Source organism: Micromonospora chalcea, assembly GCF_028768405.1.
GTDB lineage: Bacteria > Actinomycetota > Actinomycetes > Mycobacteriales > Micromonosporaceae > Micromonospora > Micromonospora chalcea.
The window spans coordinates 1,924,481-1,937,944 of the sequence record NZ_CP118233.1 but is presented as its reverse complement, the minus strand read 5'-3'; the positions used below and the strand labels follow the sequence as shown (position 1 = coordinate 1,937,944).

The 13,464-nt window shown below is 73.0% G+C and carries 10 protein-coding genes; 6 read left to right on the top strand and 4 right to left on the bottom strand.

Translation table 11 applies throughout. From position 1 onward, the window contains the following. The first annotated feature begins 36 nt into the window (after nucleotides 1-36). The 5 genes from PVK74_RS08940 (at nucleotide 37) to PVK74_RS08920 (ending at nucleotide 7,299) form a co-directional block, all read left to right on the top strand. Complete coding sequence (locus PVK74_RS08940; protein WP_274478785.1) at nucleotides 37-513, top strand: hypothetical protein; 477 nt, start codon at nucleotides 37-39, stop codon at nucleotides 511-513. A 347-nt stretch (nucleotides 514-860) separates the two neighbouring features. After that, a complete protein-coding gene (locus tag PVK74_RS08935) occupies nucleotides 861-1,859 on the top strand; it encodes a glycoside hydrolase family 11 protein (protein WP_064445607.1) in 999 nt (332 codons plus the stop codon). A 131-nt stretch (nucleotides 1,860-1,990) separates the two neighbouring features. Continuing rightward, nucleotides 1,991-2,419, top strand: a complete 429-nt coding sequence (locus PVK74_RS08930) for a Fur family transcriptional regulator (RefSeq protein WP_030499126.1) — start codon at nucleotides 1,991-1,993, stop codon at nucleotides 2,417-2,419. Nucleotides 2,420-2,442: 23 nt separating this feature from the next. Next, on the top strand, nucleotides 2,443-4,719 hold the full coding sequence (gene katG, locus PVK74_RS08925; RefSeq protein WP_113972965.1) for a catalase/peroxidase HPI: 2,277 nt from the start codon (nucleotides 2,443-2,445) through the stop codon (nucleotides 4,717-4,719). 381 nt (nucleotides 4,720-5,100) lie between these two features. Continuing rightward, nucleotides 5,101-7,299 carry a carbohydrate-binding module family 20 domain-containing protein gene (locus PVK74_RS08920; RefSeq protein WP_274478784.1) on the top strand — a complete coding sequence of 733 codons (2,199 nt, stop codon included), beginning with the start codon at nucleotides 5,101-5,103 and terminating at the stop codon, nucleotides 7,297-7,299. A gap of 53 nt (nucleotides 7,300-7,352) precedes the next feature. Here PVK74_RS08920 and PVK74_RS08915 read toward each other — a convergent pair whose 3' ends face one another. Then, on the bottom strand, nucleotides 7,353-7,874 hold the full coding sequence (locus tag PVK74_RS08915) for an RICIN domain-containing protein (RefSeq protein WP_043323284.1): 522 nt from the start codon (nucleotides 7,872-7,874) through the stop codon (nucleotides 7,353-7,355). Nucleotides 7,875-8,068: 194 nt separating this feature from the next. Here PVK74_RS08915 and PVK74_RS08910 point away from each other — a divergent pair, with 194 nt between their 5' ends. Next, nucleotides 8,069-10,843: a helix-turn-helix transcriptional regulator gene (locus tag PVK74_RS08910; protein ID WP_274478783.1), complete on the top strand. Its 2,775-nt coding sequence runs from the start codon at nucleotides 8,069-8,071 to the stop codon at nucleotides 10,841-10,843. Here the strand turns inward: PVK74_RS08910 and PVK74_RS08905 are convergent. The 3 genes from PVK74_RS08905 to PVK74_RS08895 all read right to left on the bottom strand — a co-directional run bounded on the left by PVK74_RS08905 (nucleotide 10,771) and on the right by PVK74_RS08895 (nucleotide 13,425). Then, nucleotides 10,771-11,988 (bottom strand): MFS transporter, encoded by a 1,218-nt coding sequence (locus PVK74_RS08905; protein WP_113972962.1) that lies wholly within the window; start codon nucleotides 11,986-11,988, stop codon nucleotides 10,771-10,773. The two genes, PVK74_RS08910 and PVK74_RS08905, sit on opposite strands and share 73 nt — an antisense overlap. 76 nt (nucleotides 11,989-12,064) lie before the next feature. Beyond that, on the bottom strand, nucleotides 12,065-12,538 hold the full coding sequence (locus tag PVK74_RS08900; RefSeq protein WP_113972961.1) for a hypothetical protein: 474 nt from the start codon (nucleotides 12,536-12,538) through the stop codon (nucleotides 12,065-12,067). A 74-nt stretch (nucleotides 12,539-12,612) separates the two neighbouring features. Next, nucleotides 12,613-13,425 (bottom strand): hypothetical protein, encoded by an 813-nt coding sequence (locus tag PVK74_RS08895; protein ID WP_274478782.1) that lies wholly within the window; start codon nucleotides 13,423-13,425, stop codon nucleotides 12,613-12,615. Nucleotides 13,426-13,464 lie beyond the last annotated feature (39 nt).

Below are 13,464 nucleotides of genomic sequence, written 5' to 3'. Positions count from 1 at the left end.
GATCGACACCTGGCGCGGCCGTGCCAGAATCTGGCCGTGTCCTACCTCCCCTCGCAGCCGTACCCGCCGATGCACGGCGTCGTCCCGCTGATCGCCTACCCGCACCCGATCGCCCCGCCGCCGGGCTGCGGAGTGCTCGTGGTCTCGGTGAACCGGGGGCCGTACATGATTCCCGCGCCGGTCACCAGCCGCTTCAAGATCGACCGCCAGCTGGTCGCGATCCCGGGCGAGGGCACGTGGCACGTCGCCGTCCCGGCCGGCGGGCACGACGTCCGCTACACCGACTTCATGGGCGTCCCGCTGATGACCACGTCGCTCATGGTCCAGCCGGGAGCCGCCCACCACCTGGTGTTCCGCTTCGGCGGTTGGCGCAACCGGGTGCACGACGGGTACGGCACCGACGTGACGCGGTTCGGCCTGTGGTCGAACTACTCGGTCGCCCTCGTCACGCTCGTCGTCGGCGGGCTGGCCTGCTGCGGCGTGTTCGGGGTGATGCTGGGCTCGACCGGGTAGCGGTGCCCGGCGCGGGCCCGGCCTTGATCCGGAAAGCCGCCGAAACTTCCGGTCACCATCGCTTACTCGGCTCGTTCAAGAGACCTCCGGCAGGGCTGCGACAGCCTCACCCGGCAGCGCTACGCCCTATTTGTGCCACTTCGGGTTTCCACAACATTTCCGGAACTTGTTGACACGGAGAAATGAGCCTCCAATACTGTGGCCATCGGCGTATCTCGATTGACGTCGATGTCCGTCCACCGCCGTGGCGCGCAGTCGCCCGTCCCGCCGTCCACCAGCGGACGGCCACATGCGGCTCGTGCCACCCGGCTGGCCGCGCCAGCCGGTCACAGGGAGGAAACCCGTCCATGAACGACGCCCCCGTCCGCACGGGCAACCGCAGGCGCGGACGCCTCCGGATGCTCTTCGGCGGCGCCTGTGCCGTGGCGCTGATCGCCGCCGGGACGACGGCGGTCACGTCCGGCCCGGCCTACGCCGACACCACCGTCACGTCGAACTCGACCGGCACCAACAACGGCTACTTCTATTCCTTCTGGAAAGACAGTGGCAACGTCTCCATGACCATGGGCAACGGTGGTCAGTACAGCACCCAGTGGAGCAACATCAACAACTTCGTCGCCGGCAAGGGCTGGAACCCGGGCGGCCGCCGCACGGTCAGCTACTCCGGCAGCTTCAACCCGTCCGGCAACGCGTACCTGACGCTCTACGGGTGGACCCGCAACCCGCTCGTCGAGTACTACATCGTCGACAGCTGGGGCAGCTGGCGCCCGCCGGGCAGCGGCTACATGGGCTCGGTGTCCTCCGACGGCGGCACGTACGACATCTACCGCACCCAGCGGGTCAACGCCCCCTCGATCGAGGGCACGCGGACGTTCTACCAGTACTGGAGCGTCCGGCAGTCGAAGCGCGTGGGCGGCACCATCACCGCCGGCAACCACTTCGACGCCTGGTCCCGCTACGGCATGAACCTCGGTTCGCACGACTACCAGATCCTCGCCACCGAGGGCTACCAGAGCAGCGGCAACTCCAACATCACGATCGGCGGGACCAGCGGTAACCCGACCACCCCGCCGCCGAACAACGGTGGCTGCACGGTCAGTGTCAGCCGGGCCGAGGAGTGGGGCGACCGGTTCAACGTGACCTTCTCGGTCAGCGGCACCAGCAACTGGGTCGTCAGCATCCAGACCCAGGGCGGCCAGAGCCTGCAGAACAGCTGGAACGCCTCGGTCAGCGGCACCAGCGGCACGCTCACCGCGCGTCCCAACGGCAACGGCAACAACTTCGGCATCACGCTCTACAAGAACGGCAACAGCAACACGCCCACCGCGAGTTGCTCAGCCGCCTGAACCCTCTTCCGGGGAGGGTGCCGCGCCTGGCGCGCCACCCCCGTTTTCGTGTGCGCGGACGGCCGCGGTGGCGGCCGACACACCTGGGCAGAAACTTGATTCATTCCAAAAGACCGGGCTAAGGTCGTCGCATGACGGCCGACTTCGAGACGCAGCTCCGGGCGGTCTCGTTGCGGGTGACCCGGCCCCGGCTGGCGGTGCTCGCGGCGTTGCGCGACCACCCGCACGTCGACACCGACACCGTGATCGCGCTGGTCCGGGCGGAGCAGCCCACCGTGTCCCACCAGGCGGTCTACGATGTGCTGCGGGCCCTCACCGACGCCGGGCTGATCCGGCGCATCCAGCCGGCCGGCGCCACGGCCCGCTACGAGTCTCGGGTGGGAGACAACCACCATCACGTCGTGTGCCGTTCCTGCGGCGCCATCGCCGACGTCGAGTGTGCCGTCGGCAGCGCCCCCTGTCTCACCGCCTCCGACGACCACGGTTTCGTGGTGGACGAGGCGGAGGTCGTCTACTGGGGCGCCTGCCCCGGCTGCGCGGCCGACCGCACCGCCCAGTGATCCGCCAGTTCGGAAGGAAACAGATGAGCGACACCCAGGACAACCGGCCCGTCAGCCCGCAGGGCGTGGACGCGAAGGAGGCGGCCGGCTGCCCGGTCGCGCACGACTCCGTGACCGCGCACGGCAGCGAGAGCGAGAACCCGGCGATCGACTCGCCGACCCCGAAGACCGGCGGTCGTCCGCGCAGCAACCGTGACTGGTGGCCCAACCAGCTCGACCTGTCGGTGCTGCACGCCCACTCGGACAAGGGCAACCCGCTCGGCCCGGAGTTCAGCTACGCCCGGGAGTTCGCCAAGCTCGACGTCGAGGCGCTCAAGCGGGACATCACCGAGGTCCTCACCACCTCGCAGGACTGGTGGCCGGCCGACTTCGGCCACTACGGCGGCCTGATGATCCGGATGAGCTGGCACGCCGCGGGCACCTACCGCATCGAGGACGGCCGCGGTGGCGCCGGCGACGGCGGTCAGCGGTTCGCCCCGCTGAACAGCTGGCCGGACAACGCCAACCTGGACAAGGCCCGCCGGCTGCTCTGGCCGGTCAAGCAGAAGTACGGCCAGAAGATCTCCTGGGCCGACCTGCTGGTGCTCGCCGGCAACGTCGCGCTGGAGTCGATGGGCTTCAAGACCTTCGGCTTCGGCTTCGGCCGTGAGGACGTCTGGGAGCCGGAGGAGATCTTCTGGGGCCCCGAGGACGCCTGGCTCGGCGACGAGCGCTACGCCTCCGAGAAGGAGATGGTGGCCGGCGTCGGCGCGACCGAGATGGGTCTGATCTACGTCAACCCGGAGGGCCCGCGCGGCAACGCCGACCCGCTCGCGGCGGCGCACTTCATCCGCGAGACGTTCCGCCGGATGGCGATGAACGACGAGGAGACCGTCGCGCTGATCGCCGGCGGCCACACGTTCGGCAAGACCCACGGCGCGGGCCCCGCCGACCAGCACGTCGGCCCCGAGCCGGAGGCCGCGCCGCTGGAGGCGCAGGGTCTGGGCTGGCTCAGCACGTACGGCGAGGGCAAGGGCGGCGACACGATCACCAGCGGTCTCGAGGTGACGTGGACCGACAAGCCGACGCAGTGGTCCAACCGGTTCTTCGAGATCCTCTTCGGCTACGAGTGGGAGCTGACCACCAGCCCGGGTGGCGCCAAGCAGTGGGTCGCCAAGGACGCCGAGGCGATCATCCCGGACGCCCACGACCCGTCGAAGAAGCACAAGCCGACGATGCTGACGACCGACCTGTCGCTGCGCGTCGACCCGGCGTACGAGAAGATCTCCCGCCGGTTCCTGGAGAACCCGGACGAGTTCGCGCTGGCGTTCGCCAAGGCCTGGTACAAGCTGCTGCACCGTGACATGGGCCCGGTCAGCCGCTTCCTCGGCCCGTGGGTGCCGGAGGCCCAGCTCTGGCAGGACCCGGTGCCGGCCGTCGCGCACGAGCTGGTGAACGACGCCGACGTCGCCGCGCTCAAGGCGAAGGTGCTGGAGTCCGGTCTCACCACCGCCCAGCTGGTCTCCACCGCCTGGGCCTCGGCCGCGAGCTACCGCTCCACCGACAAGCGCGGTGGCGCCAACGGCGCGCGGATCCGCCTGGAGCCGCAGCGCAACTGGGAGGTCAACCAGCCCGAGCAGCTCGCCACCGTGCTGGCCACGCTGGAGGGCATCCAGCAGGAGTTCAACGCCGCCGGCGGCGCCCAGATCTCCCTCGCCGACCTGATCGTGCTGGCCGGCTCGGCCGCTGTCGAGCAGGCGGCGCGCGACGCTGGCGTCGAGCTGACCGTGCCGTTCCACCCGGGGCGTACCGACGCCACCCAGGAGCAGACCGACGTCGAGTCGTTCCGGGTGATGGAGCCGCGCGCCGACGGGTTCCGCAACTACCTGCGGCCGGGCGAGAAGACCCAGCCGGAGGTGCTGCTCGTCGACCGGGCGTACATGCTGAACCTGACCGCGCCGGAGATGACCGTGCTGGTCGGCGGTCTGCGCGCGCTCGGCAACAACGTCGGCGGCGCGTCGCACGGCGTGCTCACCGACCGGCCCGGCGTGCTCACCAACGACTTCTTCGTCAACCTGCTCTCCCCGGGCACCCGGTGGAAGGCGTCGGAGTCCGAGGAGCACGTGTACGAGATCCGGGACCTGGCCACCGACCAGGTCAAGTGGACCGCCACCGCGGTCGACCTGATCTTCGGCTCCAACTCGCAGCTGCGGGCCCTCGCCGAGGTCTACGCCAGCGACGACGCGCGGGAGAAGTTCGTGCGTGACTTCGTCGCCGCCTGGACGAAGGTCATGGAGCTGGACCGCTTCGACCTGGCCTGATCCGCCGTCTCCGAGCGAGCCCCGGTCCGTCGCGCCGCGACGGACCGGGGCTCGTCCCGTGTCCGGCGGGTGTCGGGGATCAGCGGCGCACACCCGGCCCGCAAGCGTTGGAAAATCTGCTCAGAAGTTGCGGTCGTCCCGCGAAGCGGTTTGTTTCGTCCCGAGCGTCGGGATCCCGGTCGAGCGCCGGATCGCTCGGTCCAGCGTGGATCGCCGCTGGTGGTCGGGGATCTGACCCCGCTCGTGTTGCCTGCGGGTTTCGAAAACTTTGCCGCAAGCTCTTGCAAAGAGTTTCATGGATGGCGCATCGTGTTCGCTACCCGGGACGGCCGCCCCACCCCCCGCTCACCCTTTCGAACCCACGGAAGAGGTCCCCCAACCATGCTTTCCGTCAGGCCACACCCCCGTGGCCGCGCCGGTCGCCTGCTGCTCGCCGCCGCGCTCGTCGCGGCGGGCGGCACGGTTGCCGTCGCGGCTGCCACCACCACCGCCGCACCCGCCCGCGCCGCCGTCGTACTCAACGACAGCGAGGTGACCGCCAACCTCTGGGAATGGAACTGGACCTCGGTCGCCGCCGCCTGCACCGACCACCTCGGACCGGCCGGCTACGGCGCGGTGCAGGTGGCACCGCCGCAGGAGTCGGTGAAGCTGCCCGCCAGCGCCGACGGCGCCTACCCGTGGTACGAGGTGTACCAGCCGGTGTCGTACAAGCTGGACAGCCGGTTCGGCAACCGCCAGCAGTTCGCCGCGATGGTCACCGCCTGCCACAACGCCGGTGTGCGCGTCTACGTCGATGCGGTGGTCAACCACATGGCCGGCACCAACAACCCGGCCGGTACGCGCGGCTACGCCGGCACCGAGTTCTCCGGCTACAGCTACCCGGCCGTGCCGTACGGCGACGGCGACTTCCACCGTCCCGGCGACAACTGCCCGACCGGCGGCGCCATCAACGACTGGAACAACGAGGCCCAGGTGACCAGCTGCGAGCTGCTGTCGCTGTCGGACCTGTACACCGAGAAGGAAGCGGTCCGGAACAAGATCGCCGCGTACCTCAACGACCTGATCGGGCTCGGCGTCGACGGCTTCCGGGTCGACGCGGTCAAGCACATCCGCAAGGACGACTTCGCGGCCATCCTCGGCAAGCTGAACAACACGGTCGTCGAGGGCCGGCGCCCGTACGTCGCGCAGGAGATCTTCGACGGGGCGAGCAACTCCGCGCTGCAGGCCCGCGCGTACATCGCCAACGGCGACGTGCTCGACTTCGCGTACGCCAAGGGCATCCGCTCGGCGTTCCAGGGCTCCATCTCGGCGCTGGCCAACGTGCCGAACTGGAACCTCGACGCGCCCGGCGCCAACGTCTTCGCCATGGTCACCAACCACGACCTGGAGCGCGACGGCGTGGTGCTGTCGTACAAGAACGGCACCGACTACGTGCTGGCCAACTACTTCGCGCTGGCCTACCCGCACGGCAAGCCGTCGGTCTACGACAGCTTCACCTGGTCCAACCGCAACCAGTCCCCGCCGCACGACGGCACCGGACGGGTCACCGACACGGTCTGCGGCGCCGCCTGGACCTGCCTGAGCCGCACCACCGGCGTCAAGGGCATGGTCGGCTGGGCCAACACCGCCCGCCCGGTGAAGACCGTCTCGGACTTCACCACGGTGAACAGCAACGTGATCGGCTTCCACCGGGGCGACCGGGCGTGGATCGGCATCAACGACTCCGGCTCCGCCACCACCGCCACCTTCACCACCGGGCTCGCCGATGGCCGGTACTGCGACGTCATCTCCGGCGTCGCCACCGGCAGCGGCTGCACCGGCTCCACGGTGACCGTGTCCGGCGGCCGGGCCACCGTGACCCTCCCGGCCAACGACGCGGTCGCGATCCACATGAACGCCCGGCCGGGCGCGAGCCCGTCCCCGTCGGCCTCCCCGACCGTGTCGCCCTCGCCGACCGTGTCCCCCACGGTGAGCCCGGGTGACCGGATCGCCACCACGTTCACCGTCACCGCGAACCTGGCCGCCGGGCAGGACGTCCGCGTCGTCGGCAGCATCCCCGCGCTGGGGTCGTGGACGCCCGCGAGCGGCGTCAAGCTCACCGCGCAGGGCGGCGGCGTCTACCGTGCCACCGTCGACCTGCCCCGGTCCACCGCGGTGGAGTACAAGTTCGTCAAGCTGACCGCCGCCGGCGCGGTCACCTGGGAGTCCGGCGCCAACCGGACGCTCACCACGCCGGCCACCGGCACGTACGCGGTGACCGAGACGTTCCGCGGTGACACGGTCTCCACGGCTGTGGCCACCACGTTCTCCGTCACCGCGACCACCGCCTACGGGCAGAACGTGTTCGTCGTCGGCAACATACCGGCGCTCGGCGGCTGGAACCCGGCCGCCGCCGTGGCGCTCTCCTCGGCCGCGTACCCGGTCTGGCGGGCCACCGTCGACCTGCCCGCGAACACCGCTGTCGAGTACAAGTACGTCAAGAAGAACCCGGACGGGACGGTGACCTGGGAGTCCGGCGCGAACCGGACGTTCACCACGCCGGCCGGCGGCACCCGGGCCGTCACCGACACCTGGCGCTGACGATCGTGCGGCCCGTCCCCCTCACCCCTGGGGACGGGCCGCATCCGCGCCGGTCAGACCGCCGCGAACGACCAGACCTGGGCCGGGTTGCCGAACCCGGTGCAGCGGTAGATCTGGACCGTCGCGCCGTCGGCGTCCGATCCACTCCGCACGTCCATGCACCGGCCACCGACCTGCGACTTGATCTGGTGCACCCCCGCGAACGAGTTCGGGTCGACCGTCCACTTCATGCTCGACGTGCCGGTGCAGGCCCACTGCTGCAACGGCGTGCCGTCGGCGTTCACCCCGTTGCGGACGTCCACGCACATGCCGCTGAACTGGTTGACGAACGTGTAGGTGTCCCTTCCCACCGGCGACCAGCGCTGCACGGCCTGGCCGTCACAGGTGCGCTGCACGACCCGGCCGCCGAGCGACGACGGGGCGCCGGACCGGTCCACCTCCAGGCACTTGCCGCTGCCGTAGTTGACGATGGCGTAGTGGCCGCTGGCGGCCTGTGCCGGCGGGCCGTACGCCACCCCGAACCCGGCGGCGAGCAGTCCCGCCGCCAGCACCCCGGCCGCTCTCTTCCCGATCATGGTGTCTCCCCTCGGAGTCGTGTCGTCGTCCCGGATCCGCCGGTGGTCACCGGCCGGACGACTGGGGAAGACGCTAGGGAGCCACGACGGCACCCGGATCCGGGTTCCTCCTAGTCGACGAGGCCGCGCGGGCACCCTGTCGGGTTCGCGTCGCGCCCGCCCGGACGGACCACACCGGCGGCTAGCGTGCGGTCATGGGCAGCGGTCCGGCGCCGGCCGGTGCCGTCGGCACGGCCACGGACACCGGTGATGACGCCCTGCTCGGGCGCGCCGACGAGTGCCGGCGGCTCGGCGCGCTGCTGGCCGACGCGGTCGACGGTCACGGCGGCGCCCTGGTGCTGCGCGGTGCGGCAGGCGTGGGCAAGACGGCGCTGCTGCAGCACTGTGCCGCCCGGTCCACCGGGATGCGGGTGCTGCACGCCACCGGCGCGCCGTTCGAGGCGGACCTGCCGTTCTCCGCGCTGCACCAACTGGCGCGGCCACTGCTGCACCGGCTCGGCGATCTGCCCGCGCAGCAGGCCGACGCGCTGCGTACCGTATTCGCCATCGACGGCAGTTCCCGTCCGGTCAACCGGCTCGCCGCGTACGTGGCGACGCTGAGCCTGCTCACGACGGCGGCCGAGGACACGCCGGTGCTCTGCCTGGTCGACGACGCGCACTGGATCGACCCGGCCTCCGCCGAGGCGTTGCTGTTCACCGCCCGGCGGCTGCTCGCGGACCGGGTCGCCGTCGTCTTCGCGGCCCGCGACGCCCCCGCGTTCCCCGCGCCCGGCCTGCCGGAGCTGCCGCTGACCGGTCTGGCGCGCGACGACGCGATCCGGCTCGCCATGCGCGCCGGCCTCGACCGCCGGGTGGCCGCCGACCTGGCGGCGGCCACCGCCGGCAACCCGCTCGCGCTGACCGAGCTGCCGGCGACGCTGTCCGAGGAGCACCGCAACGGGTGGCTGCCGCTGCGGGAGCCTCTCGTGCTCGTCGAACGCATCGAGACGACCGTCCTGGCGCACGCCCGCGGGCTGCCCGACGACACCTGGCGTGCGCTCGTCGCCTGCGCGGTCACCGAGGTCACCACCCCGGCGCTGCTGGAGCGGATCCTGGTGGCGGACGGGCTGCGCCTGGGCGTGCTGGACCCGGCGGTCGACGCCGGGCTGATCCGGGTGACCGACCGTGAGGTGACGTTCCGCCACCCGCTGACCCGCGCCGCGGTGCACTCGGTCGCCGGCCCCGGCCGGCGGCGGGCCGCCCACCTGGCGGTGGCCGCCGCGCTCACCGGCGACGACACCGCCGACCGCCGGGCCTGGCATCTCGCGGCCGCCACCACCGTGCCCGACGAGGGCGTCGCCGCGTTGCTGGCCGACTCCGCCGAGCGGGCGCAACGCCGGGGCGGCGTGGTGGCCGAGGCCCGCGCCTACGAACGGTCCGCCCGTCTCACCCCGGACCCGGACGTACGCGCGTCCCGGCTCGCCGCCGCGTCGCGCGCCTGGGCCAACGCCGGCGCGAGCCGGCACGCGATCACGCTGGGGGAGGAGGCGATCGGACTGACCCGGCGCGTCGACCTGCGCTGCCGGGTCAAGCCGTTGCTCGCCCACCTGGCGCAGCAGCACGGTGACACGGCGGGCGCCGAGGCGTACCTGGCCGACGCGCAGGCGTACGCGCAAGCGGATCCGCTCGGCGCGGCCCGGCTGATGAGCGCCCGCGTCAACCAGTTCTGGGCGCGGCTGGACGTCACCGGCATGGTGCCGCTGTGCGCGCGGGTGGCCGAGCTGGCCGCCGCGGACGCGGGCGCGACCTGGCCGAAGGGCCCGATCCGGCTGGCCGCGGCACAGGTGCTGGCCGGGCTGCCCGAAGGGGTCGCGTCGGCCCGTGCCCTGGTCGCCGCCTGCGCCGGCCACGCCGACGGCTCGGCGGCGGAGCTGGCCGAGGTGTTCTGCTGGCTCGGGGACCACGACACCGCGCGGGCGCTGCTGGAACCGGAGATCGACCGGGCCCGCGCCGCAGACGACGTGTTCCTGCTGGCGTACGCCCTGCCCCGGCTCGCCGGGCTGGAGTGGCGCACCGGCCGGCTGCACGCGGCGTACCAGGCCGCCGCCGAGGCGGTCCGGATCGCCGAGCAGGTGGCGCTTCCGGTGCTGCGGGCGGAGGCGCTGGCCGCGCTGGCCCTGGTGGAGGCGCTGCTCGGCGAGGAGCCGGAGGCGCTCGCGCACGTCGAGGACGCCCGCCGGCTCCTGCCGGGCGAGTTCCGGGAGATCGAGGTCCGGCTCCGCTACGCCACCGGAATCGCGGCGGTGGTGGGGGCGCGCTGGCAGGACGCCGTGACCGAGCTGGAACGGGTCCGCCGGGCCCAGCGCGACGGCGGCATCGCCGAACCGGGGTGGCTGCCCGTCGCGGCCGAGCTGGCCGAGGCGTACGCGCACCTGTCCGACCCGCAGCGGTCGGCGCGGCGGCTGCGCGACCTGGCCGGGGCCGGCGGTGCCGCCGCCCGCGCCGCCGCCGCGCGCGTCGAGGGCCTGCTCGCCGGCGAACCGGACCTGGACGAGGTCTTCGCGGCGGCGCTGGCCCGGTGCGATCCCGCCGTCGTCCCGCTGGAACGGGCCCGGACGCTGCTCAGCTACGGGCAGCGGCTGCGCCGGGCCCGGCGCCGCCGGGACGCGCGGGTCCAGTTGCACGCCGCGCTGCGGTTGTTCGAGGTGCTCGGCGCGCAGGGCTGGGCGCGGCGGTGCCGCACCGAGATCGACGCCACCGGCCGGCGGCCGCCCGAGCCCGGCGACCGGACCGTCGACCGGCTGACCGGCCAGGAACGCCTGATCGCCCTGCACGTGGCGGAGGGCCTGACGAACCGGGAGATCGCGGCCCGGGTCTTCCTGTCGCCGAAGACCGTCGAGTACCACCTCGGCAACGTCTACCGGAAGCTTCGGCTGCGCTCCCGGCCGGAGCTGATCCGCCACCTGTCCGGCCCGCCGGCCGCGGGCTGACGACCCGGCCGGGCGGCCGCCAGTGCCGCGGCCAGGCACGCCACGGCGGCGAGTACCAGCGGCGGCCGGCCGCCGACCGCGACCGCCGCCGACCCGAGCGGGATGGCCAGCGTGATCGGGCCGAACATCACCGTGTTCGCCGTCCCGGCGACCCGCCCGAGCATCTCCCGCGGCGTGTACGTCTGCACGGCGGTGACCGCCGCGACGAGCGTCCACGGCAGACCGACGCCGATCACCACCGAGGCGGCGACCGTGCCCGGCCACCACGGCAGGCAGCGTCCCAGACAGCCGGCCGCGAACAGGACCGCGCCGGCGACCCCCACCGTGATCTCGCCGTGGCGGCGGACGAGCCGGCCGACGACCAGCCCGGCGAGCAGCGATCCGCCACCCTGCGCGCCGGCCAGCACGCCGAGAAAGGTGGACGGCAGCCCGAGGCCGGTCACCACCACGTCGTACAGCGCCGCGGTGGTGAAGCCGGACATCGCGATGGACGCCGCCGCGAGCGCCACCGGCACGCGTACCGCCCGCCGGGCCAGGAGCGCGGTCAGCCCGGCCCGCAGCCCCACCGCGGGTGCGGTCGGGGGAGCGGACGCCGCCCGGGCCAGGCGTAACGCGCCGTACAGGGCGGCCACGAGCACCGGTACGACGGCGGCGAGCACCGCGACGACGTGCCCGCCCCGCCACGCGTACAGGCCCGCCCCGGCCAGCGGCGCGACCAGCTTCACGCCCTCCTGCGCGCTCGACCGCCAGCCGTTGACGTCGGCCAGCCGGGCCGGTGGGAGCGCGGCGGGCAGCAGCGCGGTCTCGCCGGCGTCGACGAGCACGTATCCGATCCCGTAGGCGAGCGAGACGGCGTAGATCAGCCACGCCTGGCCGGGCCCGCGCACCGCCAGCAGGCTCAGCAGCGCGGCGGCGAGAGCGAGGTTGACGCCGACCACCAGGGGACGCCGGGGGACCCGGTCGAGCAGGCCGCCGAGCCAGGGGCCGGCCAGCGTCGGGGCGTAGACGCAGAGACCGGCCAGCGCCGCGAGCCCGGTGGAGCCGGTCAGGTCCAGGATCCAGATGCCGGAGACCAGGGCCATGGCGCTGCCGCCCAGGCCGGACAGCAGCGAGACGGCCACGAACAGGACGGCGTTGCGGCGCATGGGTCCCCCGAGAGTTGAGCCTGGAGGACTCATCCTCGGAACATGAGCCGGGGCGTGGCAACACTTCGGAGCTACGTCAATTTCTTGTTGACAGTGTCGCCGTGATGCGCCCGGCGGCGTCGCGTACCGGAGGCGGCAGCCGGAGTCCGGCCCCGGCGAGATCGTCGGCGAGGTGCGCGGCCAGCGCGTACAGCGGCCCGGCGGGGGCGTCGAGCGCGAGCGCGCAGGTACGGCGCGTCAACGCCGCGCGGGGGAAGCGCCCGTCCCACGCGCGGTCCGTCTCGATCCAGCGGCGCAGGTCGGCGACCGCCGTCCGCAGCACGGGCAGGTCGGGGGCGCCGGCCGGGTCGAGCCGGGTCACGCGGGCCCGCCGGGCCGCCGCGAGACGCTGCCGGCGCTGCTCGGCGGCCTGCCGGCTGCCCAGGCCCAGCGCCCGCGCGATGTCGGCCCAGGTGGCGCCGTCGTGCCGGGCCCGGTCGATCAGGTCCAGCTCGCGGTCGTCCAGCCGGACCCGGGTCGCGGCGATCTCGGACAGGTCGGCCAGGCTCACTCGTCAACGCTACATTGACACGGGCCCGAGAAGGTCAGTCCTCCGGCCGTCGCGCGGCAAACCGGGCTGGTGTCTCAGCGCGGCGGCGAGACGTACAGGCCCGTCCGGCAGCCGGTCTCGCCCGGCTCCAGCCAGATCCGGTCGTACCCGGGGGATTCGATCTTCCCGGCCGGGGTGCGGACGAGCAGGAGGCAGTCCCGTTCGGCCGGTACGCCGACGGCGGCGACGAGCGCGCCCTCGTGCACCGTCGTGTCGACGGTGATCCAGTCCTGCGGGAACGCCGCCCGCACCGCGCCCGCAAGGGTGTCCGGGGTGGCGGTACGCAGCACGGCGGTGAGCCGCTGCCGCCCGTCCTCGGGCACCTTCGGCACCGGCGCAGCGGTGGGTGGCGAGGGCGCGGCCCCGCTCGGACAGTCGATCTCGTGGTACGTCGTGTAGCGGTAGAGCTGGAACTCGTACCGGTAGCAGCGGGTGGCGTCGCCGGCGCTGTTGCTCGCGCCGCCGACCGACACCGGCGGTCGTTCCGGCACCGTCACCACGAACCGCACGTCGACGGTGGCCCGCTCGTCTCTGGCGGTGCGGCCGGACCAGGCCAGGGCCTCCCGCCGGACCGTCTCGTCATCGCCCAACGCGGTGCCCTGCGGCTGCTGGACGATCTCGGCCGCCGCGATCGACCCGGCGTCGCGGACCCGGTTGCGGTGCCCGAGCTCCGTGTTGAGCTGCTTCGCCTCCGCCGCCGCGACGTCGCGCGCCAGTTCGTCGCCGCTCTCCTCGCCGAATCCCCTTCCGCATCCGACCGACGCGAGCAGGAGCACCGCGAGCGCCCAGCGGACCGGCCGGTGACGGGACGGGGGTGTCGGCCCGGCGGCGCTGCGTGTCCGGTTCACCGCACGGACGTTACCGACGAGTCGGACGCCGCGCTGCCC

Bases quoted from the DNA above. Each gene is read 5' to 3' on its own strand.
- PVK74_RS08935 (WP_064445607.1), top strand. From the start codon at position 861: ATGAACGACGCCCCCGTCCGCACGGGCAACCGCAGGCGCGGACGCCTC.
- PVK74_RS08930 (WP_030499126.1), top strand. From the start codon at position 1,991: ATGACGGCCGACTTCGAGACGCAGCTCCGGGCGGTCTCGTTGCGGGTG.
- katG (WP_113972965.1), top strand. From the start codon at position 2,443: ATGAGCGACACCCAGGACAACCGGCCCGTCAGCCCGCAGGGCGTGGAC.
- PVK74_RS08920 (WP_274478784.1), top strand. From the start codon at position 5,101: ATGCTTTCCGTCAGGCCACACCCCCGTGGCCGCGCCGGTCGCCTGCTG.
- PVK74_RS08915 (WP_043323284.1), bottom strand. From the start codon at position 7,874: ATGATCGGGAAGAGAGCGGCCGGGGTGCTGGCGGCGGGACTGCTCGCC.
- PVK74_RS08910 (WP_274478783.1), top strand. From the start codon at position 8,069: ATGGGCAGCGGTCCGGCGCCGGCCGGTGCCGTCGGCACGGCCACGGAC.
- PVK74_RS08905 (WP_113972962.1), bottom strand. From the start codon at position 11,988: ATGCGCCGCAACGCCGTCCTGTTCGTGGCCGTCTCGCTGCTGTCCGGC.